Genomic DNA, 25,235 nt, shown 5'->3' with positions numbered 1-25,235 from the left:
AGATCAAGGAAGAAATAAAAACAGTAGACAAGTAGAAATTAAAATAGAATAAATTGAAGAAAATTACTATTGCAATAGATGGATTCTCATCGACAGGAAAAAGTACTTTAGCAAAACAGTTAGCAAAAGAATTAGAATATGTGTATGTAGACACTGGTGCGATGTATCGTGCTGTTGCCTATTTTGCTATGCAAAATCAATTTATAGGAGTTGATCTTTTTGATAAAAAAGCCTTAATCGATGCGTTACCCAATATTCAATTGGAATTTAAATTTAATACTGACTTGGGTTTTGCTGAGATGTTTTTAAATGGTGAAAACGTTGAGAAAGAAATTAGAACAATTACGGTCTCCAATTTCGTGAGTAAAGTGGCTGAAGTTTCTCAGGTGCGTTCTAAATTAGTTGAGCAACAACAGGAAATGGGAAAAAATAAAGCCATCGTAATGGATGGAAGAGATATAGGTACGGTTGTTTTTCCCGACGCGGAACTAAAAATATTCATGACAGCCAGTGCAGAAACGCGCGCACAAAGACGTTTTGATGAATTGCAACAAAAAGGCGACGATGTATCTTATGAAGATGTTTTAAAAAATGTAATGGAAAGAGATTATATTGACACACACCGTGAAGATTCTCCTTTGGTGATTGCTGATGATGCCATTGAGATAGATAATTCTTACTTAAGTAGGGAAGAGCAGTTTGCAGCTGTATTAGAATTAGTAAACGATGTTGTAAAAACAGCGTAATTTTTTGTAGATATTATTTTTAATGGTAGTTTTACCGCTTCATTTTTATTAAAAAGACAATTTCATCATATGGGAATTAAAAACAGGTTAATTATAATGAGCTTTCTTCAGTTCTTTGTTTGGGGAGCGTGGCTTATTACAATTGGAAATTATTGGTTTGGAACTAAAAATTGGGAAGGTACTCAATTTGGTCTTGTTTTCGGAACCATGGGAATTGCTTCTTTGTTTATGCCTACTTTGACAGGTATTATTGCTGATAGATGGATAAATGCCGAAAAATTATATGGAGCTTTACATATCCTATATGGTTTAGTTTTATTTGGTATTGCTCATGTTACCACTCCAGACAATTTTATCTATGTGATGTTTATAGCCATGTGTTGTTATATGCCCACTATTGCCTTGAGTAATTCCATTTCGTATACTTCATTAAAATTAAATAATAAAAACATAGTAAAGGATTTTCCGCCTATTCGTGTTTGGGGAACTATTGGTTTTATTGTAGCGATGTGGATCACGAATTTGAGTGGTAGTAAAGCTACTGAATATCAGTTTTACATCGCTGGTATAGGAGCCTTGATCTTAGGGGTTTATGCCTTTACATTACCTAAATGTAAACCACAGCGTTTAACGAAAGAGGATGCTTCTTTAGTGGAAACTCTAGGTCTGGAAGCTTTTAAATTATTTGGAGATTATAAAATGGCTTTGTTTTTTGTATTCTCTATGTTTTTAGGAGGCGCTTTACAATTAACGAATGCCTATGGAGATGTTTTCTTAGATGAATTCAAACATTTTCCAAAATATGCGGATTCTTTTGTGATTCAGTATTCGACTATTATTATGTCGATTTCTCAGGTATCAGAAACACTATTCATCTTAGCTATTCCATTTTTCTTAAGACGTTTTGGAATCAAACAAGTAATGTTGATTAGTATGTTAGCTTGGGTGCTGCGTTTCGGACTCTTTGCTTTTGGGGATCCTATATCAGGTTTATGGATGATTATTATGTCTTGCGTCGTTTACGGAATGGCCTTTGACTTCTTTAACATTTCAGGTTCTTTATTTGTAGAAAGCAATACAGATTCTAAGATACGTTCTTCTGCTCAAGGTTTATTTATGATGATGACCAATGGAGTAGGAGCGGTTCTAGGAAGTTTAACTTCAGGTTGGGCGATTGATCGTTTCTTTACAAAGTCGTTCTCCAATACAGCTGAATTAGCTGGATTCTTGCAAACTGATGCCACAAATTCTAAAATGCTAGAATTCGTAAAAGGACAAGGCAATGCTATCTCTACTGATGGGATTTTCACCAATCCAATTTTAATGAAAGACTGGCATATGATCTGGTTGTCGTTTGCAGCCTATGCCTTAGTGATTGCGATTGCTTTTGCCGTATTATTTAAGCATAAACATGATCCAAAGGAAATAGAGAATTTGAGTCATTAAAACAAAGATATTTTGATCACAAGCCCGACTAGCCTAATTTTTTAAGCTGTCGGGTTTGTTGTTTTTACTGTCTAGCCTAATCTAGCAATCAAATCTTCGACTTGCTTTTTCTGATCGGCGTACTTCAGTTGTAGCTCAGAGCCTTTACCCATTCGCTCATAGTATTCTAATCCTTTATTGGCAAAGAATCGTTTATGGAAATTAGAGATTTCGGGAACTTGTGGAAATAAAACATGAAAATTCATTTCATAATACGCCTGCCATTCTCTTTCGTTTTTGTCTAATACATAGGGTTTTACAGTCTTTTGATGAACGTGAACCATTTCATGGGCAATAAGAATCAGCATTAATTCTAAGGGGAATTCGAAAGTGTTTTCTGGAATTCGGATGATCTGTGGCTTGCCAAAGTCGCCTTCAGTGGTCATTAGTATAAAACTAGGTTCTGCTTTTTCCCTAAAGACTATGGCTTTAAGGTTGGTGTTTTTTAGTCTGTACTTTTTTAAAAGCCAATACATAGCATTGATGACTTGCCCGTTTTTATGGAAGTCCTCTATTTTTGCCTTAATCTCGTCTAATGTTATTGTCATAAGGTAAAAATAAAGAAAAATAGGCTGCGACTTAACACGCTATAGGATTTTATATACTAGGGTCAAAATCAAGACTTTTAATGCCTAATCACCCAAAAAGAGCTACTCCTGAAGGATTGACTGATAATCATTTAGATTTATTTTGCTATTTCAGATAAATGTGTTAATTTTGCACACCTTTTGGCAGAGAAGAGTTTCCTTTAGGTATCAACTATTTATGTAAAACAACTTCTGTTTTTTCTATCGCTTTAAGAAACTCAAGAAAAACAGAATACAAATTTTTTATCAGCATGTCTGAACAATTAAAATCACAAGAAGAGTTTTTAGCAAATTTTAACTGGCATAACTTCGAAGAAGGTATCGATGCAGTAGATGAGAAAAACTTACAAGAATTCGAAGACTTAGTATCAAAAACTTTCATCGCTACAGATCAAGAAGAAGTAGTTGAAGGTGTAGTTGTTAGAATTACAGATAGAGACGTTATCGTTGATATCAACGCAAAATCGGAAGGTGTTATTTCATTGAACGAATTCCGTTACAACCCAAACTTAAAAGTAGGTGACAAAGTAGAAGTATTAATTGACATCCGTGAGGACAAAACAGGTCAATTAGTATTATCTCACAGAAAAGCACGTACTATCAAATCATGGGATAGAGTTATTTCTGCAAACGAAACAGGAGAAATCGTTAATGGTTTTGTAAAATGCAGAACTAAAGGTGGTATGATCGTTGACGTTTTCGGAATTGAAGCTTTCTTACCTGGTTCTCAAATTGATGTTAAGCCAATTAGAGACTACGATGTATATGTAAACAAAATGATGGAATTCAAAGTGGTAAAAATTAACCACGAATTCAAAAACGTTGTTGTATCTCATAAAGCGCTTATCGAAGCTGATATCGAAGTACAGAAAAAAGAAATCATCGGTCAATTACAAAAAGGACAAGTATTAGAAGGTGTTGTTAAAAACATTACTTCTTACGGTGTATTTATTGACTTAGGTGGTGTTGATGGATTAATTCACATTACTGACCTTTCTTGGAGTAGAATCAACCACCCAAGTGAAGTTCTTGAATTAGACCAAAAATTAAACGTTGTAATCCTTGATTTCGATGATGAGAAAACAAGAATTCAATTAGGATTGAAACAATTAAACGCTCACCCATGGGATGCTTTAGATGCTAATTTAACTATTGGTGATAAAGTAAAAGGTAAAGTAGTTGTAATCGCTGATTACGGTGCATTTATCGAAGTTGCTGAAGGTGTTGAAGGTTTAATCCACGTTTCTGAAATGTCATGGTCAACTCATTTACGTTCTGCTCAAGATTTCGTAAAAGTTGGAGATGTTGTTGAAGCTGTTATCTTAACTTTAGATAGAGATGACCGTAAAATGTCATTAGGTATCAAACAATTAAGTCAAGATCCATGGACTGACATTACTTCTAAATACCCAGTAGGTTCTAAACATACAGGTATCGTTAGAAACTTTACAAACTTTGGTATTTTCGTAGAATTAGAAGAAGGAATTGATGGATTAATCTACATCTCTGACTTATCTTGGACTAAGAAAATCAAACACCCATCTGAATTTGTAAATGTTGGTGAGAAACTTGATGTAGTAGTATTAGAATTAGATGTTGATGGACGTAAATTATCTTTAGGTCACAAACAAACTACTGCTAATCCTTGGGATCAATACGAAGATTCTTTCGCTGTAGGAACTATCCACAATGGTGAAATTTCTGAAATCGTTGACAAAGGAGCTACTGTAGAATTCGGAGATGATATCGTTGCTTTCATTCCTACTCGTCACCTTGAAAAAGAAGACGGAAAGAAATTGAAAAAAGGAGAATCTGCTGATTTCAAAGTAATCGAATTTAACAAAGAATTCAAAAGAGTTGTTGCTTCTCACACTGCTATCTTCCGTGAAGAAGAAGAGAAAAATGTGAAAACAGCTACTGAAAATACTTCTTCTACATCTACAAACGCACCAGCTGCAACTTTAGGTGATAGTAATGATGTATTAGCTGCATTAAAAGCTAAAATGGAAAAAACTGAGAAAAAATAATTCTTAGTTTCCTCTAAATAGAAAATCCCACAGCAATGTGGGATTTTTTTTTGGATTTTTTTAGCGTGTATTGAATCGGAAATCTGAATATTTCCTCTTCTACCTAGGCTTGAAAAGATATTTTGAGAATAGAATTTATTTTTTATTTGCTGCTAGTAATTTCGCTTCTTCTGGAGTGTAATAATCTACAATAGAGTAGGACCTAATACCTGTTATGTCCATTTCATCAAGAATACTTACTAAATTTCCGTAATTGGATTTTTTACTTGGTTTTATAATTACGGTAACTCCAATTCCTGGGTAACCAATATTGGACGAATATTCTTTAACTCTTTTATTAATATTTAGTAACTCCTTTCTAACTCCGTCCTTGCCATAGGCTACATTCTTAGGATTTTCAATAGGAGCATATAATAATCCCATATAACTTACTATTGTATTGTTACCATCTAGTAATAGAGTTAAAATTCTGTTTTCATCGGGTTTATTGCATTCTCTTATTGGAGGCTCTCCATTACAGTTAGGCAAATGATATTCCATAATTTTCGGTTTACTAAGCTCAAGAGTTACCATAAAAAAAATAATAAGCAAGAAAGAAACACTCACCATAGCCGTTAAATCAACTCTTGTAGTTAACTTTTTACTTCTTATTTTCATAGGTAGATTTCCCATAACGATTCCATTTATATCTAAAGTTAGTAATAAAATTAATACAGCAGCATGACCTATTTAATAAATAACTCAAAATAAAAATATTCTATAATAGCTTGTTTGACAGTTGTATCTGACTGTTTTTTGTTTTTTATGTGTTCTTTTTGCGCTTTATCAAAAACCAAAAGGAAAGTTAGACCGTAAATGAGCTTATAACTTAAAACATTTATTATGAAAACTAGAAAATTTTTGGCTGTAGCGATTTTGGCCCTAGGATTTGGATTTACATCATTTGCTCAAAAAACAGTAATGGTTGGTGGAGCAGCAATGTATCCTAACAAAAATATTATTGAAAATGCAGTCAACTCAAAAGACCACACTACTTTGGTTGCTGCTGTAAAAGCTGCTGGCTTAGTGGAAACATTACAAAGTAAAGGACCATTTACAGTTTTTGCCCCAACAAATGCTGCGTTCGATAAATTACCAGCCGGAACAGTGGAAACCTTATTAAAACCTGAAAATAGCAAAATGTTGCAAAATATTTTGACCTATCACGTGGTAGCTGGAAATATGAACTCTGCTGATGTTGCTAAAGCAATTAAAATGGGTAAAGGGAAAGCAACTCTAAAAACAGTTAGTGGTGGTACTTTAACTGCTTGGATGAAAGGGAAAGATTTATATATCAGTGACGAAAGTGGAAATGCTGCTAAGGTAACGATTGCTAATGTACATCAGTCTAATGGCGTAATACATGTTATTGATACCGTTTTATTGCCAAAAAGCTAATATAGGTACAAACTTATGCCTTCAAAAAAAGTCCTTGTTTTTAAGGACTTTTTTTGTTTTAACCCTATTAGGGGGTATTTTTTATCTTTTTGCTGTTAAAGTAGATCCTGCTGAAGCGATAACGACACATAGTACAGCTAGTATTTCATAAAAAGTCAAATGTTCTTGTAAAAATATAAAAGCACAAATAGAAGCTGCGGCCGGTTCTAAACTCATTAAAATACTAAAGGTGCGAGCAGGAAGCTGTCCTAATGCTTTCATCTCTAAACTAAAAGGGATAGCACTTGATAGAAGAGCAAGGGCAACGCCCATTCCAAAAAGTTTTGGTGTTAGATTGGCTAATCCGTTTTCATACAAACCAAAAGGCAGAATTAAAACGGCAGCAAATAACATTCCAGTGGATACGGCTTGACCACCATTCATAATTTGAGAAATCTTTCCTCCTAAGACAATATAAGCGGCCCAAAAGGCACCCGCCAAAAATGCAAAAGTAACCCCTAAAATATCGACGTTGTCATTTGACCAGGGAGCGATTAAAACAATGCCTGCTCCAGCTAGTAGAACCCAGCAGTAATCAACGAGTCGTTTAGAGCCAATTATTGCTACTAATAAAGGACCAATGAATTCTAGAGTAACTGCAAGTCCAATTGGAATCCGTTCTATAGCCATATAAAAGATCAAATTCATCGCCCCTAAAGACAAACCATAGGGAGCTACTATTTTCCATTGGCTCGCTGTAATGGCTTTTAAATTTGGTCGGTAAACCAAAGCTAAGATGATGGCAGAAACCCCGATTCGAATGGAGGCTGTTCCAGCGGCTCCAATAGTAGGGAATAGAGTTTTGGCAATAGCGGCACCACATTGTACACTGATAATGGCTAACAATACGGCGTAAATAGGAGGGATATTAAAATCTTTATTTTTCATGGAAAAGAGTGGTGGAGCAAAAAAAACTGTGTTTTTAAGCGGGTAATTATTGTTTTTTTTCTTTTCAGATAGCAGTGCAAAAAAAAACTTTTTGTAATTGTTGTAGAGTCTAAAATTATAGATTACTAAGACTATCCTAAGGCACGGGTGGTAACAAAATAGCGGTATCCAATAATTGCCATTTGCCATTTTTTTGCTTTAGCAATATCTAAACCTTGTTTGGTGAAGTTGGGTAAAAGAAGCTTATTGATTTTGGCCAATATTTTATACATATCCTATTTATTTAGGGGCAAAGATATAAAAAAAGACCTTGCGATTAGGCAAAGTCTTCTAGGTGTGTATGCAGGAAGAAAAAACTAGGTTCGTTTGTTTAATCTTTCCAGTTTTTTCATCTCTCTCTCATGTAACTTCATGTTTTTCTCATAAATCTTCATGTTTTTCTCGTACTGTCTCATGTTTAGGTTATAATCCCTTTCATTGCCTTGGAAGTGCTCACCTATGGATTGACCAAACTGTTCCATCTCTTGATTGTATTTCTCCATAGCAAGCTCAAATTTTTCCATTTCTTTATCAAAAATAGCAGAACGTTTTTCCATTATTTCGTCTACTTGTTTCTCATAAGCTGACATATCAGGTTCATAAGCTTCCATTTTTTTCTCAAAGGCAGCCATCTCTTTTTCAAACTTTTTCATGGCTGTTTTGTCATTTGGATTGGCAGGAGACGCTGGAGCCTTTGGCATTTTTGACATATCTGGCTCTGGTGCTTTTGGTAGTGGACCATTCGGAAACACTGGAGGTACGGGTGGAACTGGTGGGGCTGGGGGCGCTATTGATGAGCGCTCTTCCTTAGGCGAGTATAGATAATCCGCTTGTGCTATTTTACCTTTAGTATGTATTGGTCTATCCATTTCTCCATCAGTCACTACGTTGATCAGTTTGGTTCCATTAGGCTGCGTTGTAATGATAATTCCACAATTTTTAATGGCTTCTGAACTTTGAATATTAATCGTTTGATTTTGCCAGGCTCCTCTTTTAATATCTACTTTAATACCTGTTAATTCGTTCTTTGAATTCCTTTTTAAATCAGAAATAGCTACATCAATATCGTATTTTTGTTTTAATTCTTCCGCAATATCTTTTAGCTGCTGATCTGTGGTGTTTTTCTGAATTTTAAATACATCTCTTGGATTTTCTTTTTCAGTAACTTGCTGGTTTTCTTTTTTCTCTTGCGCAATGGTTTCAATTTGAAACAGTAACACAAAGGCTACAAGCGCTGGAATAATAGCATAAAACTTCCAGTAATTTCGCTTTTTTGATTGATTTTTGTTTAACATGACGATTCGTTTTTTGATTAATGATTGATAAAAGTGATTGGTGATTGAAACGCAACTCTCATGAGCTGTTATTTTTAAAAGCGTGTATTGGTACGCTTTTTTGTCGGCTATTTTTTTGGAGGCTTCATTATCGGCTATAAATTCAAGGTTTTGAAGAATGGCTTTTTTGTACAACCAAATAATAGGATTGAACCAGAATAGAACACAGAATATTCTCGCAATCAAAACATCCATAGTGTGGTTTTGATCGCTGTGCACTTTTTCGTGTTCGATAATGCTTTCTAATTCTGTGGCAGTATACATTGATGAGTTGTATACGATATAGTCAAAATAAGAGAAGGGTGCAATATTTTCTTGAATATCGATGAATTTAAAATCAGCTTGTTGTTTGATATTTTTCCCTTTTAAAACGGAGTTTAAACTATAAAAATCGATGGCAAATTTGATTATAAGCGCCAGAAATCCAATGGAATAAATACCCAATGCAACTAAGTACCAATTGATTTCATAAGATGCTTTTTCCATTGTTTGTGGCAGACCAACTGTTGCATACTGCATTGCTGGTAGTGGAGTAGGGTCCACCCAAATCACTTTGGTGTACACTAAAAATGGTAAAACCACAGACGTTATTAAACCAGCTAATAAAAACCATCTGTTGCTATTGAAAAAGGTCTCTTTGCGCAATAGTAAAAAATAGGCAAAGTAAAACATCACTAACAATCCACTTGATTTCGCTATAAAAATGAATACTGCTTCCATAATCCTTATTTTTGTTCTTTTGGCGATTCGATCATAGCTAAGATTTCTCGTAATTCTGCTGCGGAGATTTTCTCTTCTTTAGCAAAAAAAGAAACCATAGTTTTATAAGAGCTATTGAAATAATGATCAATTGCTGTACTCATAAATCCTTTACTGTACTCTTCGATACTTACCATTGGATAATATTGATGGGTGTTTCCAAAGGCATTATGTCTCACAAAACCTTTTTCTTCGAGATTGCGCACAATAGTGGAAAGTGTATTATAATGCGGCTGTTCTTCTGTTATTTCGGCCTGAATTTCTTTCACGAATGCTTTTTTAAGCTTCCATAAGATATGCATGATCTCTTCTTCTTTATTGGTTAACTTTTGCATGATTTCTACGGATTAAAATGGTGCTTACTTTTTTGAAGAATTATGTTTTTTATCGAAATATTCTTTTGTTTCTATTACAATAATCCCATTTTCCGCCTTTTCGCCATATTTTGCCAAAGCTTCTTTTCGTATTTGATCTGGCTGACTTTTACTAACAAGATTGGTAACCGAGTTAATATTCTCAGGATTAATTTTCTCTAGGTCTGAAAAGTTACTTTCTTTACCATCAATGATAATGAGTGCTTTTTTGGCGTCCGTACTTTTGTCGTCTTTTATGACTTTTACCACATTAGTAGGGGAATTTGCCCCATAACCTACCGACCAAGAGCTTTTAGTTTGATTAGCCACTTTTTCCTGAGCTGGTTCCGTGTCATTCTTTGTTGTTGCAGTCTTTGTTATCACTTCAACAACGGAATTGTTCCCAATGTTTCCGTATTTTGCATAAGCATTGGCTCCTTTTACAATGGTAATGCTACTTATTTTGTTTGGATCGATATGGTTAATGTTTATATCAGAACTTACTCTATTTCCATTAACTACTATGATTGAATTGGAGAAGCCAATCTTTTTCGTGCTTACTTGAACGGTATTTTCGTTTGAATTTGTAGTAGTGTTTACAGTAGTATTTGTACTAACATTAGAATTATGATCTGTGTCAACATTATGATTAGTTTGAACATCATTATTAGTATTAGAGTTTTGAATATTTTTTACTTCAGTATTTACTACTTGAAGTGTTTTAGAATTCTCCATATTACCATCACTAACGATGCTGATGTTTTTAATCCCAGTCTCATCAGTTTCAATGATAATTTCACAATCTTTTATGGCTAGGTCTCCGTTAATTTTTACCGTTTTTGCTTCACCTGAGCCATTTTTCATTACTAATTTAATTCCAGTTAGTTCTCCTTTGGAATTACGTTTTAAATCCGATACAACAGCCTCAATGTTATGGTTTGTTTTTAAGTTTTCCGCCATCAGTTTTAGTTCCTGATCCGTGGTATTCTTTCTAATTTTATACACTTCCGTGGAAGTATTTAGCTCTTTAGTTAGTCTGTTAGAAATTACTTTTGTTACTAACACTTTCTCTTTTGCTATGACTTCTACTTGAAATAAAAGCACAAACCCAACGAGTGCAGGAGCTACCACAATATACTTCCAGCAGTTACTGTTCTTTGATTGATTTTTGTTTAACATGATGATTCGTTTTTTGATTAATGATTGATAGAAATGATTGGTAATGGGGATACAATTTTCATGTGTAGTTATTTTTAAAAGCGTGTATTGATATGCTCTTTTATCGGCTATTTTTTGTGCAGCTTCTTTATCGGCAATGAACTCTAAATTTTGAGTTATGGCTTTTTTATACAACCAAGCAATCGGATTGAACCAAAACAGTATGCAGAACGTTCTTGAAATCAATACATCTAGGGTATGATTTTGTTGGCTGTGCACTTTTTCATGTTCAATAATACTCTCTAATTCTACTGCCGTGTACATTGATGAGTTGTACACTATATAATCGAAATAAGAAAAAGGAGCAATGTTTTCATGGGTATCGATAAATTTAAAATCAGCCTGTTGTTGTATTTTTTTGCTTTTTAGAACCGAACGCAAACTGTAAAAGTCTAGGGCAAATTTTACCAGAAAAAGGACTAAACCTAATGCGTAAATAGCCACTAAGACATAATTCCAATTCACCTCGAAATGTTCTTGTTCTATCGTTTGTGAAATAAAAGGGGGGGCATAATCTACAGCTTCAATGGGGGAAGGATTAAGCCAAATAATTTTGGTGTAAACAAGAAACGGTAAGAGCACAGAGGTGAACAAACCACTCAACAGAAACCATCTATTGCTAGTAAAGAAGGTTTCTTTCCTTAATAAAAAATGGTAAGCACAATAAAATAAAACAACTAGTCCACTGGATTTGGCGATATAGATAAAAAGTGCTTCCATAAATGATTATTTTTCTTCTTTTGGTGATTCAATCATGGCTAGGATTTCACGTAACTCCGCTGCTGAGATTTTTTCTTCTTTAGCAAAAAACGAAACCATATTTTTATAAGAACTATTAAAGTAATTGTCGATCGCCGTATTGATATACTTTTTGCTATAGGCTTCTAAGGATATTTTCGGGTAATATTGGTGTGTATTTCCAAAAGCATTATGTCCAACAAAACCTTTTTCTTCCAGATTGCGGACAATAGTTGAAAGGGTATTGTAATGCGGCTGATCTTCGGTGATTTCTGCCTGTATTTCCTTTACGAAAGCTTTTTTAAGCTTCCATAGAATGTGCATGATTTCTTCTTCTTTGTTGGTTAACTTCTGCATGTTTTCTAATTTTAAATCAAACTTACAACTATTTTTATAGTTACACAACTATAAAAGCAGTTATTTAACTATAAAACAAGTTTAGATAGAATTAGGCGTAAAAAAATCTTCAATATAAAGGTAATAAATTGAAGATTAGTATTTTAAATAGATCGTTAAATTTAAATCATTTTTTCCGCGACTAAAGCTTTTCGAATCCAGAGACAACAAATCGTAGCCAAAACACCGATACAAGCCATGAAAGACCAGTTCATTTGATAGCCTAGACGGGTAATAATTTCGAAGCCAACTTTAGAGCTCACGATATGAGCTAAACTAAAACTCATGGTATACAGGGCCATATAACGACCTTCTTGCCCATGTGGAGCTCTACTTAAAGCAAAAGCATTCGAAAAGGGGAAAGTTAGAATTTCACCAATGGAAATGCACACCATGCTAATGACTAAGATTCCGGCCCAAACATTGATTAAAAGCAAAAAGAAACTTGAGGCCATAATAAAGGAGCCGATAATAATGATTTTGATTTTAGGAAAACCTTTACGCTCCATATAGCCCACTGTTGGCATCTCTAAAGCAAAGATCAAGAGTCCGTTTAAAGTCATTAGTAAGCCCGTTTGTAACTCAGACAAACCAAACTTTTCATTGTGATACAAAGGTAGAGTAGTGAATAGCTGGAAGAAAATCATGGCGGTAACAAAACTCACAAATAGGAAAACCCAAAAGATACGATCCTGAAAAACAGATTTGGTCTGGGGAGCACTTTCTTGTTTATCCTCATAGGCAACTTTTTTCTTCTCCTTTACCAATAAAGCAAAAATGGTAATGGAAATAATACAAGAGGCACCATCGACCCAAAACAAACCAGAGTATCCCATTCCCATAATAATCAAACCCCCTAAGGCTGGTCCAGCAGCAAAACCTAAATTAACCGCTAAACGCACCAAGGTTAAAGCACGCGTTCTGTTTTCGGGTTTAGCATAAGCGCCCAAAGAAACAAACATGGCAGGTCTGAACATATCCGCGATCACCATTAAAACAAACATGGCGATACAAAGCCCCACAAAAGAGGTAATGAATTGTACAAAAAACAACGACACTCCTGTGGTAAATAGGCTAAAAACCATAATTTTATAAAAACCTATTTTGTCCGATAGTTTTCCACCTAACCAGGATCCAAGCATCGAGCCTAAACCAAAGGCCACCATAATCCAACCCACTTGATTGTAAGAAAAACCAAGATCTTCTTTCAAATATTTACTTAAAAATGGGAGTACCATAGTGCCGGCACGGTTGATAAATGTAACGATGGTCAGTATCCAGATTTCTCTTGAAAATCCTTTAAAATTATTGAGGTAGTGGTGAAAAGCGCTTTTGAGCATATAAAAGAGTTATTTGCCACAAAGTTAGAAAACTTTGTAAGGAACAGCAGTTGTTGCTTTGTTAGTTTTAAGCTATTTTTGCTAAAAATTTCTATGATGAAAAATATAGTCGCTTTTTTCGCTTTGTTAATGGTAAGCTCTTCTTTTGCTCAACATAAATTTTCACAAGCGGATGCAGAAAAATTTCAGACCAAAATAAACAGTGAATATGCTGATTCAAAGAAGAGTCCATTGATGGAGGAAGATTTTAAGAATTTTAAGGGCTTAGATTTTTATCCAATCAATAGCAAGTATTTCGTGATCGCAAAATTTAAGAAGGCGAAGAATGAAAAAGTGTTTGAAATGAAAACCACCGGAGCAAGAACCCCCAAATATATTAAATACGGTACTTTATACTTTACCCTAGAGGGAACTGCACATAAATTGAATATTTATCAAAACATCGAGCTAACTAAAACGGAAGAATTTAAAGATTATTTGTTTTTGCCTTTTTCAGATTTAACCTCAGGTAAAGAAAGTTATATAGGGGGGCGATATATTGAATTAAAAATTCCTAAAGGGACTAAAATGGCTATCGATTTTAATCAGGCATATAATCCGTATTGCGCCTATAATCATAAATATTCTTGTCCGCTTGTTCCTTTAGAAAACGATTTGAAAACTGAAATTAAAGCGGGTGTTAAAAACTTTCATTAATGGAGTTCTTTAATTTACATACACATCAAGTTACCAATCAAGGGAACGTTCTAGAGCTGGTCAATCAATATCCACATGAATTCGACTCGGCTATTGCCTATTATTCTATTGGAATTCATCCCTGGTATATAGAAGAGAATCGATTGGAACTCGATCTGAAGATTATTGAAGAAAAAATACAAACCCCAAATTGCCTGGCCATAGGAGAATGCGGTTTAGATAAAAAAATAGAACAACCATTGGCGCTACAGCTTTTGGTTTTTGAAAAACAATTGGCCTTGGCGCAAAAATATAAAAAACCTGTAGTGATTCATTGCGTGGCTGCTTTTCAAGAACTGATTACCTTGAAGAAAAAAATGAAGATCTCGGTGCCGATGATCATTCATGGTTTTGCTAAAAAAGCACCACTTGCAGCGCAGCTGATCAAAGAAGGCTTTTATCTTTCCTTTGGAAAAGATTTGATGCAGAACCCAGCACTGCAAAGTGTTTTTAAAAATACGCCCAATGATCGATTTTTCTTGGAAACTGATATCATGAACAGAACCATAGGTGACGTTTATGATGCAGCATCAAACTATAAAGAATTGTGTAGTAGTGAATTAAACGATATTATCTCAAGTAATTTTAAAGTGGTATTTCAAAACGAAGCGCTAGTTTAAAAGTGATGATAAAACAAATTTGAAACAATATTTAAAAATATAACAAAAAGAAATATATGGCAGAGTGGACGGAAAGAGCCGAGCTTTTGTTTACAAAAGAAGGATTAGAAAACTTGCAAAATGCAAATGTTTTGGTGGTAGGTTTAGGTGGTGTTGGATCATTTGCAGCTGAGTTCTTAGCAAGAGCAGGAGTAGGGAGTATGACTATTGTCGATGGAGATGTGGTTGATATTACCAATATTAACAGACAATTGCCAGCCTTGCATTCCACAGTAGGGGCACCAAAAATAACCATAGTAGGGGATCGCTTGATCGATATTAATCCGGAGCTAAAACTGATTAGGGTTCAAGAATTTTTGTCACCAGAAAGAGCTTTTGAGATCGTGACACCAGAATTTGATTACGTTTTGGATTGTATCGATAGTATTACGCCAAAATTAAACTTAATCGCTGGAGCAAAACGTCAAAGAGTTAAAATCATTAGCAGCATGGGCGCTGGTGGTAAAATGTTGGCCTCAAAAGTAAAAGTGGCTGATATTTCTAAAACCGTGAATTGCTATTTTTCAAAAGCGATTCGCAAGCGTTTAAAAGAAATGAAGATCAACAAATTGAAAGTGGTTTTTTCTTCTGAAATTCAGGATGAAAAGAGTTTGAAATTAACCGACGGTAAAAACTTTAAAAAGTCCTTTTACGGTACTAACAGTTATATGCCAGGTTTGTTTGGTTTGCATATGGCCGAAACCGTAATTCGCCATTTACTTAAAAAAGAATCTTAAAAATGATAAAGACAGTAATTTTTGATATGGATGGTGTAATTGTAGATACAGAACCCGTTCACCGTTACGCTTATTACCAACAGTTTTCAGAATTAAACATAGAGGTATCCGAAGAAATGTATACCTCCTTCACGGGATTCTCTACTCGAAATACCTTTCAAACCTTGAAGGGATTTTTTCCAACCATTGAGCATGAGGTGGAGGATTTGATTCAGAGAAAAAGAAATATTTTTAACGATGCGTTTGACACTAAGGATGATTTGCATTTGTTAGAAGGGGTTGAGAATTTGATCAAAGAACTGTATGCTAACGGAATCCAATTAATTTTGGCTTCTTCGGCATCTAAAGTAACCATTGAGCGTGTTTTTACCCGATTCAATTTACATCCCTATTTTTCGCATATTGTCAGTGGTGAAGATTTTCCGCAATCCAAACCCAATCCTGCCATTTTTGTGCATGCCGCTTCACTGTCTGTAGCTCCAAAAGAAAATTGCATTATCATCGAAGACAGCACAAATGGTGTAAAAGCAGCTAAAGCTGCGGGTATTTATTGCGTAGGATATAATAGTCTTCATTCTAAAATGCAAGATCTCTCAGGTGCAGATCTGATTATCAATCATTTCGAGGAGCTGAATGCAAAAAAAATATCAGAATTAGTTGCTTGAATTATGTAAATTTTAACATTTGTTCGCTAATTGAATTTGTAAATTTGGTCAAAATAAATAAACTGATAAAATGAAAAAAGTACTTATTGCATTGGCCATAATCTTGGCACCTTTTGCTACTGAAGCGCAAATAAGAACACCACAAGCCAGTCCAAAGGCTAATATTAAACAAACTGTTGGTTTGACAGATGTTGAAGTAACCTACTCAAGGCCGTCGGCTAGAGGTAGAGCTGTTTTTGGAAATTTAGTTCCTTTTGGAAAATTATGGAGAACAGGCGCTAATGAAAATACCATCATTAACTTTAGTGATGACGTGGTCATTGATGGTAAAACCTTGAAAAAAGGAAAATATGCAATTTATACCATTCCTAAAATTGAAAGCTGGGAAGTGATTTTTTATCTGTCTACTGACAATTGGGGGTTACCTGAAAACTGGAGTGATTCTTATGTTGCCTTAAGAACGACAGTAAAAGAAGATGCTTTACCAACTCCTTTAGATACTTTTACTATTGGAATTAATGGTTTAGATCCAAATTTTGCTTACTTAGAAATGGCTTGGGAAAACTCTCATGTAGCTTTAAAATTTGAAGTTCCTACGGCAAAAAATGCTACGGCTAGTATCGAAAAAGTTTTGGCTGGACCAACTTGGAATGATTACTTTGCTGCAGCACAATATTTATTTCAATCAAATGGTAACCTAGATACAGCTAGAACATATGTAGATAAAGCAGTCGATATGAGTACAGACAAACCGTATTACTTAACAAGATTGAAATCATTGATTCAAGCCAAACAAGGTGATAAGGCCGGTGCAGTTGAAACTGCAAAAGTTTCCTTAGCTGCTGCTGAAGCTGCAAACAATCAAGATTATGTAAAAATGAATAAAGAGAGTATTGCAGAGTGGAGTAGATAATACTCAGACACTAGGAGGTACCTTAAGGAATCCAAATTTCAATAGAACATTGAAATTTGGATTTTTTTTATGCCTATTGTAATACATAGAGAGAACAGTAACGTAAAACAAAGCTTGATGCTGAGCTAAAAAAGGATTGCTAAACTAGCAGAAATAGATAATTAATTCATGCTTGGAGGCTCAGGAATTTTGATAGTCTTCTTTGTTTTCTTTATGATTAACAAATAACAGGTTATGCCTCCGAGAATAATCAGTAAAGCAATCTGTAATTGCCCCAAACTGTTATTACCTGAATACATAGCGTTAGCACTAGCTAGTTTCAGTTTTCCTTCCTTTATTTGAATATCGGATAATTGGTCAAGTGTTTTTAAAGCTTGATCACTAGTTATGCCGATTTGATTCCAGTTTTTATTTTGAGTGTGTGTAGCGACGCTTTTGCATAGATTCAAGAAAGACTCAAAGTGTGCTTTTTCGTTTGGCGTTAAGACGGTTTTTACATACAAATCGTCAAGGGTACGAATGGTCTGTAACGCCTTGCCAATTTCTGCTTGTTTTACATTATCGCTAAGATTTACTTTCTGAGATTCCGTTTGAATATAGTGCAGCTCTTTAGCATACTGAAAGATATAATGAGCAACAACCAAACGATCTTTATAAATGGCATTAATATTCTCGTTTACCTTTTTAGAGTTTTGGAGCGTATTAAAATTACTCAAAATGATCAGCAACATAACAATAAGTAAAATAAAAGCGGCTTTTGTTTTATTGCTGTAATTCTTTAAATCTTTCATAATGATGCTTTTTAGGTGCTAAATTATAAATAGTTAGGTACTCAAAGATAGAAAAATAGTTCCAAAACAAACTATACGCCAAACCAAGAATACAACCCTATACAACCACTTAAAATAACGAATGTTTTAAGTGGTATTTCGGTAGGAATGAGCACTTATTTTTAGGGCCGTTCTAATAGGATCTGTTTGATAATGCCAAATTTCTTCTTGTTTAAGATTCAACATAGTCCACTACAATTTCATTAGGATCCTGGTTGGATCTGAAAAAAGCAAATTGCATCAACAGCCCTAGTATAATAGTTAGCATAGCACCTATGAAATTCAGCCATAAATACCCCAGTTTTTCTTGTCCACTCGGATAGATGTAAATCATGAAATAATAGATCACAAAAATGGTAATCTGACTGATAATGGCACTATAGAACATCGCTTTAGCCTGTACGCGTCGGAAATAAAATCCGACCAAAAAGATCCCTAGTACCGTTCCGTAGAAAATAGAACCGATAATATTGACCAACTGGATTAAATTCTCAAACAAGGTCCCCACACAGGCAAAAAGAATGGCCACTATTCCCCAAAACAAAGTGAAAAATTTGGTAGCATGAAGATAATGTTTCTCTGATTTTTCAGACTTTAAATTTCTCTTATAAATATCAATAGCAGTGGTAGAAGCTAAGGCATTTAAGCCTGAGGCAGTAGAGGACATGGCAGCCGATAGGATTACCGCCAACAATAACCCAATTAGTCCTTTTGGTAAATAATGCAGGATAAAATGGAAAAAGACATAATCTTTATCGTTGGTTTCACTGTTGCTGTCCGCTCTTAAAATGATTTCTTTGGCCCTGTCTCGTAAATCTTTCTCCTTGTTGGATAAAGTAACGAGTTCTTTGCGCAAGATTGGATTGTCAAAATCTTGATTCAACTGATCGATGTACAACAAATTGATTACTTTTTTGTCCTCTGAAAGCGTTTCTAGTTTTTTCTCTAGGGCGTGGTACTCATTTTTAAAGGGTGATTTTTCAATCACAATTTTGTTGTTCGGATTGAAATTTAAGGGAACAGGATTGAATTGAAAAAAAACAAAAACCATTACTCCTGTGAGCAAAATGAAGAATTGCATCGGCACTTTTAAAAGGCCATTCATGATCAATCCCATTTGACTCTCACGAATGGATTTTCCTGATAAATAACGGCCAACCTGAGATTGATCCGTTCCAAAATAAGCAAGAGCTAGGAAAAAACCTCCCGTAATTCCACTCCAGAAGGTATATTTTTCCTCTGGATTGTAGGAGAAATCAACGATATTCATTTTGTCATTAGCCCCAGCGATGTGCAAAGCACTGCTGAAAGTCATATCGTTGGGTAAATAATGTAAAATCAAGAAAAAGGTGATGAACATTCCAGACATGATCACAAACATCTGCTGCTTTTGGGTGACGTTTACCGCCTTGGTTCCTCCTGAAAAGGTATAAATGATCACCAGAACCCCAATGATAATGTTCATGAGGGTTAAGTTCCAACCTAAAAGAGCCGATAAAATAATAGCAGGAGCATAAATAGTCAAACCAGTTCCTAAACCTCTTTGCACCAAAAATAAGATGGCCGCTAGAGAACGTGTTTTAAGGTCAAATCTCTTTTCCAAGAATTCATAAGCTGTAAAGACCTTATTTTTATGATAGAGCGGAATAAAAGTCACACAGATGACAATCATAGCAATGGGCAATCCAAAATAAAATTGTACAAAACCCATTCCATCGTGATAGGCTTGTCCTGGTGTAGACAAAAAAGTAATGGCACTGGCTTGTGTGGCCATTACCGAAAGCCCCACGGTGTACCAAGGCGTTTCGTTATTTCCTAAAATAAAATCTTCGACGTTTTTACTCCCTTTGGTTTTCCAAGAGCCATATCCAACGATAAACAAAAGGGTAACAATCAGTACAATCCAATCAAATAGTTGCATAGGTTATGAGTATAATTCCATGATTAAGAAGAAAATCAAAATGTAAATTGCATTGGCTACCAAAACGTAGGTGTAGCTTTTTTTCCATTTTTTAGTTTTTTTAGCTTCCATATAGAGAGGAGTTTATTTTTTTATAGGTGGTTTAGGCGCTTCAATAGGTTGCTTTAACGAAATGATGTTGGAAAGCAGACGATAAGCTCCAGCAACACCTTCAGGTAACTCTCTAAAGAGACTTAAACCCGTATAAATATAATATCCTTTTCCGTATGGCGCTACTAAAAGAGCACCATTTTTTGGAGACTCTCCTTTATCATGCGCCGATAGAATAGGTGTGAAGGCCGAATCGTATTGATTTGGATAATATAAACCTTGTTCTTGTGTCCATCCTTCAAAATCTTTGCTGCTGATTTGGTTTGGACTATTTAAAACAGGATGATTGGGTGCTAGAAACGTAATTTTTGCATTTTCTTCTGTCACACGATCATTGGATATTTTTAAAGAGTAAGGGGCAATTTTATCGGTAACCAATCCGCCAGGGGTGTTGTATTGTACGATCATGTTTTTACCACTTTTCACAAAATCAAATAGTATTTTTTGCTTGTTCGCCAAGGCATTTACCGTATTGTAAGCACGAATTCCTGTAATGACTACCGCAAAAGAATCTAGTTTTTCAGGCGTGATTTCTTCCGGTTTTAAAATACTTACTTTGTAGCCCATTTGCGCTAAGCTTTCTGGAACTTCATCTCCTGCACCCATAATATAACCTATGGCATCTCCGCTGGTTTTTAAATCCATTCTGATGCATTTTGATTCTGCTGGTTTTAAAACCATTTGTTTGGTGATATGACTATAGTCAATAATAGTTTGATCCTTGTCAAAACGTTTATTGTCTACTACAGCAACACTTCTGACCATCACTTGCTCTGGATTCACAGGAGGTGTTACTTCAAAGTAAAAGGTTTGTTCAGATCCTTTTCGATCTAAGGCAAAAGGAATTTGCTTGGGAGAAACCATCCAACTTTTAGGTAATTCAAGTTGTAAATTACCTTGAACACCATCTTTTCCAGCGCGTACTTTTACTGGAATCATTTTGCTTTTAGCGTCCTTAAAAAGGAGTACCTTTTCTAAAATTGTGGTGGTTACTTCTGGCACAATATCCAGAAAATTATACATTTCTCCTTTTACGTCATCATTGTATTTATAGACAACTGTACGTTCAAACGGAATTTCAACACCACTAATTTTAACTTTAAAAACGACTTTAACTTCTCTGATAATATCGGCAATGCCAATGTTTTCTTGATTAGAGACGGTATACATCCCAATGGTGGCTTTTTCCTTTAGCCAATAGGGCTGTGTATAGTCAAGGGAACTTGGAAGTTGAATTTGAGCATTTATCTTCTGCCCTATATTGTTTTGCAAAGGAGTGTTTTGCAGCGTCGTTTTCTGATCGGGTAGTGTGGTGGTACTGATCCATTGCACAGCAATAGGGCTTCTATTAATAGCCTCTAGCCTTAGTGATATAACACTACCTGGAGTTGCTTCTTGTTCACTGGCTACAGCTTCCAAATATAAGCCTGCACATGAGGCAATTATATTTTTGATGGCTGTTGATTTGACCGATTTCCAGTGCTCATCTTCTAAAGATTCTATCAAGGTATAAGCTTTTACTAAATCCGGTATACTAGCCGATGGAGTATTGAAGTCATAATGGGCAATAATTTTAGCAACCAGTTCTCCAATCGCTTTACCGTTTTTAACACGGTTCCAACTGGTATCTATTCCGTCAAACAATTGGTCGCGTTCTTTAGGACGATCTCCATTAATCAATTCCAAATATTCGGTTTCCTGGCCACGAGCTCCCGTGCTACCAAAACCTTGAGACTGATGACGGCTTCGACTTAGAGCTGCTATCTCTTGATTTGATTTCCCGATTCCTGTATAATAAACCCCTGTTTCTAATTTGCTAAAAGTAGATTTATTAGCTGCATCAAATTTTTCCTGGCTTCCATAAAACCACCAAGACGGATTAAAAAACTGGCGTTTTACCTGCCAAGGTTGTACATATTTTAATTGTTCAGGGTATACGTTAGGATTATTGGTTAGATCGAAACTCTCCACACTCAACATGGCCGAAGAGGTATGGTGCCCATGAGTGGTACCTGAAGAGCGATGATCGAATCGATTGATGATCACATCGGGTTGAAACTTTCGAATGGTCCAAACCACATCAGAAAGAATTTTGTCTTTATCCCAAATTTCTAAAGTTTCGTCTGCTGTCTTGGAGAAACCAAAATCGTTAGCACGCGAAAAAAACTGCTCACCTCCGTCTATTTTTCTTGCTTCAATTAATTCTTGTGTTCTGATCACCCCTAATAATTCACGTAATTGAGGACCTATTAAATTCTGACCACCATCTCCACGAGTTAAGGATAAATACCCTGTTCGTGCGTTTATTTCGTTTGAAAAGTAGGAGATTAAACGGGTATTTTCATCATCAGGATGTGCCGCTAAATACAGAATGGACCCTAAGAAATTTAATTTTTTGATTTGATTGTAAATCTCTACAGAACTTGGTTTTTGGGGTTGTTGCGCAAAAGTAATTTGAAAACCTATTAAAAATAGAAGAAGTATTTGTACTCGTTTTTTTTGCATAATGGTTTAGAATTTTGGAAAGAGCTTCAAAAATACTAATTATATCTTTGAAGAGTATTTAAATGAACTGTTAATATTTAGTTATTCGCTCGCTTTTTTAAGAATTTTTAAAGCAAAAAAAACTGCCTGAAAATTTTATTTCTCAGACAGCTTTTTAACTGTATTTCATCACTAGTTATCTTCTTCCGTGATGATCATCATGACGATCGTGTTTATCGTGTTTGTCATAATGTTTATTATTGTGTTTATTATTGTGTTTATCGTATCTATTGTTATCATAACGATCATTATAACCATAAGAAGGTCTAGAAGGACTTGGTCTGTGAGGTCTTTGAGGAGCTCCATGGTATCCTTTATAGTATCTTACTTTATGTCTATCAAAATAAGCATAAGGAGTTCTACCGTGATAATCGTTCAACACTACTTTATAACCACCATATAAATCATAATTACGGTACTGTCTTGGTAAACGATTTGCTCTAATCCAGGTGTTCCCACCAAAATAAATAAATTGTGAAGCCCTAACATCATAATACGCTTCAATGTCTGGTAGGTAATAATACTCTGTTTGGGCATATCCTACAGGTCCCCAAGCTGGAGGCGTTCCTATATTAACGCTAACGGATACCTGAGCTTGTGTGGCATTTGCAACCAAAAGGAATAATCCGGCGATTGCTATTTTAATTGTTTTCATTGTTTTGAATTTTTAATGTTGTTTAGTGATATTCATATACTGTGCCAAAAATGAAATAGCAAATGTATTTCGTCGATGAAACAGGTGTTTTAACGAGTGTTGATTTTTTATAATTCTAGGTAATATCTAGATTATTAGCGCATTATGTAGACTTTGCAGTAAGAAAAAAAAATAATCATTTTTTCTAGAGAAGAAGATCAAACTCCTGTTTTTTACCTTTATCTATAATCCACAATTTTGGGTTTTGTGAGGTCAAATTTCTGCATTCCAAAATCAGAAGTTTGAAAAGTATTGGTTTTAAACAGGTTATCTCCTTGTAGGGGAATAGTTGGATAGTAGGAGAGTGAAATTTGAAAAGAACTAAATACTAAGTAGTCATTGCTCACCAATAAACCAATAGTAAATTTAGAATAGGCTTTGTTTCGCGCGAGGACATCATTTGAGTTCCCTAAAACGGCAATCGAATAATTAAGGAAAGGATTCAGACGAAATCCTAAAACCGCATGTGGGGAATAGGTTTGAGTTTGCAAGGATAAAAGTATTTTGTTAGTACCATAAAGAGCACTGTTAAATCCAGCTAATCCGTTATCTTCATTGATATTTAATGCATCTCCTATGGAAGCTTGACGATTGATTCCTAAAACGAATCTAGGGTTTATAAATTGTCTTAGTTTCCAATTGCCGATACTGAAGAGCTTGGTGAAATAATTTGATTCAAAAGCAAAGGCCGTTTGATAACTTTTGGATTTATAGAAAAAGCTCCCCATCTCAAAATTGGTACTAAGGAAGCCATATTTATAGTAATTCCCAAATGAAAATTGTGCTCCTAAATACGGTCTCCATAAGTTGTTCTTGTATTGGTAGCCCACCGTCATACCGTATATTCGTCCAACAGGTACGTCTTCAACCATTCCATTTCTAAAAATATAACTGTCTTTAACAAACTTACGAGTATTGAACCCAATACCGGTTAAGAGTAATTTTTCATCACTATAGAACGCTATGGAGTCATAAGCTATCGATGGCTTTTCTTTATAATTGATATTTAAAAACCGTCCAGAGATAATTAAATTAGTGATTTCGTGATTTTCGTTTTCTAAGACTTTGGTTGCCTTACCTATCCAAAAGTCCTGAAAATTGTATTTAAAAGGTTGTCGAGCATACTTGAGATCTGCCCCCTGCAAAGTATCTCTTCTAAAATTCTGACCGACATAAACACCTCCTGCCCATTTGGTTAAAGGGGAGTAAAAAACTCTTTCGATATTAATACTTTTGGTATAATTCTGGTCTAGATCATTTTGATACCTTAAGACGGTACCGATATAGGTGTTGGCAATATTAGGAACGGTGTAGGTAAAATCATTGCCTTGAGCTCCATCAGAAAACCGATGGCTAAAACGATAATCGAGTTGCTGCCCAGTTCCAAAAAAGTCCTTTTCTTTGACTCCAATAGCCATTTTGTTACTGGATATAGAAAACCTAGGAATGGTACTCCAAGAATCTAAAACGCGAATGGTTACATCCACTGAATCAGCAGCTATTCCCACTACCTTGCTTGAGGTTCTAACAGCGGTAACATATTTCTGAGCACGTATTAAACGTTCCGATTCTTGAACTTTATAGGCATCATAGGGTGTGTTTTTTCGAAATAACAACAAATTATAAATGGCAATTTTTTTTGTTTTTAAATGAAGTTTATTCCCTGTCCTTTCTCCCCAATTCCGAGGCATGATAGTCGTATCGGAAATAGAGTGTCCAAATGGATCTAAAGTGACGATGTTTATTTTTCGAATAATTTTCCCATCATAGCTAGTAGTATCAATAGGTAGGAGGGAAACATCTTTCTTTTTAGGACGAATGGATCGGAAAAAAAGTTTGTGTACAGTCTGGGTGAATTTATTCTTTTTGGAATAATTTTTAATCTTATTATAGACTTCTGTGCTGTCTTTTTTTGGTTTATTAACTTGGGCATGAATGCTTTGTATGCAAAAGCATAACAAAATAAAAAACACTATTTTTTTGTTTCTAAACATCCACTTT

The 25,235-nt window shown here is 35.0% G+C and carries 23 protein-coding genes; 9 read left to right on the top strand and 14 right to left on the bottom strand.

What is annotated here, in order from left to right:
* The first annotated feature begins 53 nt into the window (after positions 1–53).
* Positions 54–746, top strand: coding sequence for a (d)CMP kinase (gene cmk / locus AC51AA_RS03870; RefSeq protein ID WP_500704427.1), 693 nt, complete (start codon positions 54–56; stop codon positions 744–746).
* Between the two features lie 69 nt (positions 747–815).
* On the top strand, positions 816–2,192 hold the full coding sequence (locus tag AC51AA_RS03865; protein WP_500704426.1) for a nucleoside permease: 1,377 nt from the start codon (positions 816–818) through the stop codon (positions 2,190–2,192).
* A gap of 71 nt (positions 2,193–2,263) precedes the next feature.
* On the opposite strand, the gene AC51AA_RS03860 is transcribed toward AC51AA_RS03865, so the two are convergent.
* Positions 2,264–2,779 carry a hypothetical protein gene (locus AC51AA_RS03860; protein WP_500704425.1) on the bottom strand — a complete coding sequence of 172 codons (516 nt, stop codon included), beginning with the start codon at positions 2,777–2,779 and terminating at the stop codon, positions 2,264–2,266.
* Positions 2,780–3,069: 290 nt separating this feature from the next.
* On the opposite strand from AC51AA_RS03860, the gene rpsA reads away from it, so the two are divergent.
* Complete coding sequence (gene rpsA / locus AC51AA_RS03855) at positions 3,070–4,845, top strand: 30S ribosomal protein S1 (RefSeq protein WP_500704424.1); 1,776 nt, start codon at positions 3,070–3,072, stop codon at positions 4,843–4,845.
* A 135-nt stretch (positions 4,846–4,980) separates the two neighbouring features.
* Here the strand turns inward: rpsA and AC51AA_RS03850 are convergent, their stop codons facing one another.
* On the bottom strand, positions 4,981–5,517 hold the full coding sequence (locus AC51AA_RS03850) for an ExbD/TolR family protein (RefSeq protein WP_500704423.1): 537 nt from the start codon (positions 5,515–5,517) through the stop codon (positions 4,981–4,983).
* 210 nt (positions 5,518–5,727) lie between these two features.
* Between AC51AA_RS03850 and AC51AA_RS03845 the strand changes: the two genes are divergently transcribed.
* Entirely contained in the window at positions 5,728–6,282 is a 555-nt protein-coding gene (locus AC51AA_RS03845; protein ID WP_500704422.1) for a fasciclin domain-containing protein, read from the top strand.
* 81 nt (positions 6,283–6,363) lie between these two features.
* Here AC51AA_RS03845 and AC51AA_RS03840 read toward each other — a convergent pair whose 3' ends face one another.
* The 7 genes from AC51AA_RS03840 to AC51AA_RS03810 form a co-directional block, all read right to left on the bottom strand.
* The gene (locus AC51AA_RS03840) at positions 6,364–7,209 is read right to left on the bottom strand and encodes an EamA family transporter (RefSeq protein WP_500704421.1); all 846 of its coding nucleotides are present in this window, start codon (positions 7,207–7,209) and stop codon (positions 6,364–6,366) included.
* 131 nt (positions 7,210–7,340) lie between these two features.
* Positions 7,341–7,481, bottom strand: a complete 141-nt coding sequence (locus AC51AA_RS03835) for an SsrA-binding protein (protein ID WP_500704420.1) — start codon at positions 7,479–7,481, stop codon at positions 7,341–7,343.
* Between the two features lie 84 nt (positions 7,482–7,565).
* Positions 7,566–9,302 (bottom strand): M56 family metallopeptidase, encoded by a 1,737-nt coding sequence (locus AC51AA_RS03830; RefSeq protein WP_500704419.1) that lies wholly within the window; start codon positions 9,300–9,302, stop codon positions 7,566–7,568.
* 5 nt (positions 9,303–9,307) lie between these two features.
* Positions 9,308–9,676, bottom strand: a complete 369-nt coding sequence (locus AC51AA_RS03825; RefSeq protein ID WP_500704418.1) for a BlaI/MecI/CopY family transcriptional regulator — start codon at positions 9,674–9,676, stop codon at positions 9,308–9,310.
* Between the two features lie 24 nt (positions 9,677–9,700).
* On the bottom strand, positions 9,701–11,632 hold the full coding sequence (locus AC51AA_RS03820) for a M56 family metallopeptidase (RefSeq protein WP_500704417.1): 1,932 nt from the start codon (positions 11,630–11,632) through the stop codon (positions 9,701–9,703).
* A 6-nt stretch (positions 11,633–11,638) separates the two neighbouring features.
* Positions 11,639–12,007, bottom strand: coding sequence for a BlaI/MecI/CopY family transcriptional regulator (locus tag AC51AA_RS03815; RefSeq protein WP_500704416.1), 369 nt, complete (start codon positions 12,005–12,007; stop codon positions 11,639–11,641).
* Positions 12,008–12,168: 161 nt separating this feature from the next.
* Entirely contained in the window at positions 12,169–13,386 is a 1,218-nt protein-coding gene (locus tag AC51AA_RS03810) for an MDR family MFS transporter (protein WP_500704415.1), read from the bottom strand.
* A gap of 96 nt (positions 13,387–13,482) precedes the next feature.
* Here AC51AA_RS03810 and AC51AA_RS03805 point away from each other — a divergent pair, with 96 nt between their 5' ends.
* From AC51AA_RS03805 to AC51AA_RS03785, 5 genes are all read left to right on the top strand, one after another.
* Positions 13,483–14,082, top strand: a complete 600-nt coding sequence (locus AC51AA_RS03805) for a DUF1684 domain-containing protein (RefSeq protein ID WP_500705679.1) — start codon at positions 13,483–13,485, stop codon at positions 14,080–14,082.
* Positions 14,082–14,741 carry a TatD family hydrolase gene (locus AC51AA_RS03800; RefSeq protein ID WP_500704414.1) on the top strand — a complete coding sequence of 220 codons (660 nt, stop codon included), beginning with the start codon at positions 14,082–14,084 and terminating at the stop codon, positions 14,739–14,741. The genes AC51AA_RS03805 and AC51AA_RS03800 overlap by 1 nt, the downstream gene beginning before the upstream one ends.
* Positions 14,742–14,797: 56 nt before the next feature.
* A complete protein-coding gene (locus AC51AA_RS03795) occupies positions 14,798–15,517 on the top strand; it encodes a tRNA threonylcarbamoyladenosine dehydratase (protein ID WP_500704413.1) in 720 nt (239 codons plus the stop codon).
* 2 nt (positions 15,518–15,519) lie between these two features.
* Positions 15,520–16,182, top strand: coding sequence for an HAD family hydrolase (locus tag AC51AA_RS03790; RefSeq protein ID WP_500704412.1), 663 nt, complete (start codon positions 15,520–15,522; stop codon positions 16,180–16,182).
* 70 nt (positions 16,183–16,252) lie between these two features.
* Complete coding sequence (locus AC51AA_RS03785) at positions 16,253–17,095, top strand: DUF2911 domain-containing protein (protein ID WP_500704411.1); 843 nt, start codon at positions 16,253–16,255, stop codon at positions 17,093–17,095.
* Positions 17,096–17,256: 161 nt separating this feature from the next.
* On the opposite strand, the gene AC51AA_RS03780 is transcribed toward AC51AA_RS03785, so the two are convergent.
* The 5 genes from AC51AA_RS03780 to AC51AA_RS03760 all read right to left on the bottom strand — a co-directional run bounded on the left by AC51AA_RS03780 (position 17,257) and on the right by AC51AA_RS03760 (position 25,228).
* Positions 17,257–17,886 (bottom strand): MCP four helix bundle domain-containing protein, encoded by a 630-nt coding sequence (locus tag AC51AA_RS03780; RefSeq protein ID WP_500704410.1) that lies wholly within the window; start codon positions 17,884–17,886, stop codon positions 17,257–17,259.
* Positions 17,887–18,097: 211 nt separating this feature from the next.
* Entirely contained in the window at positions 18,098–19,846 is a 1,749-nt protein-coding gene (locus tag AC51AA_RS03775; protein WP_500704409.1) for a sodium:solute symporter family protein, read from the bottom strand.
* A 123-nt stretch (positions 19,847–19,969) separates the two neighbouring features.
* Positions 19,970–22,501 (bottom strand): PIG-L family deacetylase, encoded by a 2,532-nt coding sequence (locus AC51AA_RS03770; protein WP_500704408.1) that lies wholly within the window; start codon positions 22,499–22,501, stop codon positions 19,970–19,972.
* A 175-nt stretch (positions 22,502–22,676) separates the two neighbouring features.
* Entirely contained in the window at positions 22,677–23,195 is a 519-nt protein-coding gene (locus tag AC51AA_RS03765; RefSeq protein WP_500704407.1) for a hypothetical protein, read from the bottom strand.
* Positions 23,196–23,413: 218 nt separating this feature from the next.
* Positions 23,414–25,228, bottom strand: coding sequence for a hypothetical protein (locus tag AC51AA_RS03760; RefSeq protein ID WP_500704406.1), 1,815 nt, complete (start codon positions 25,226–25,228; stop codon positions 23,414–23,416).
* Positions 25,229–25,235: the final 7 nt, after the last annotated feature.

The organism is Flavobacterium sp. OHVDL-2026-0007 (genome assembly GCF_059882335.1).
This window is presented reverse-complemented; position numbering and strand designations above follow the sequence as displayed.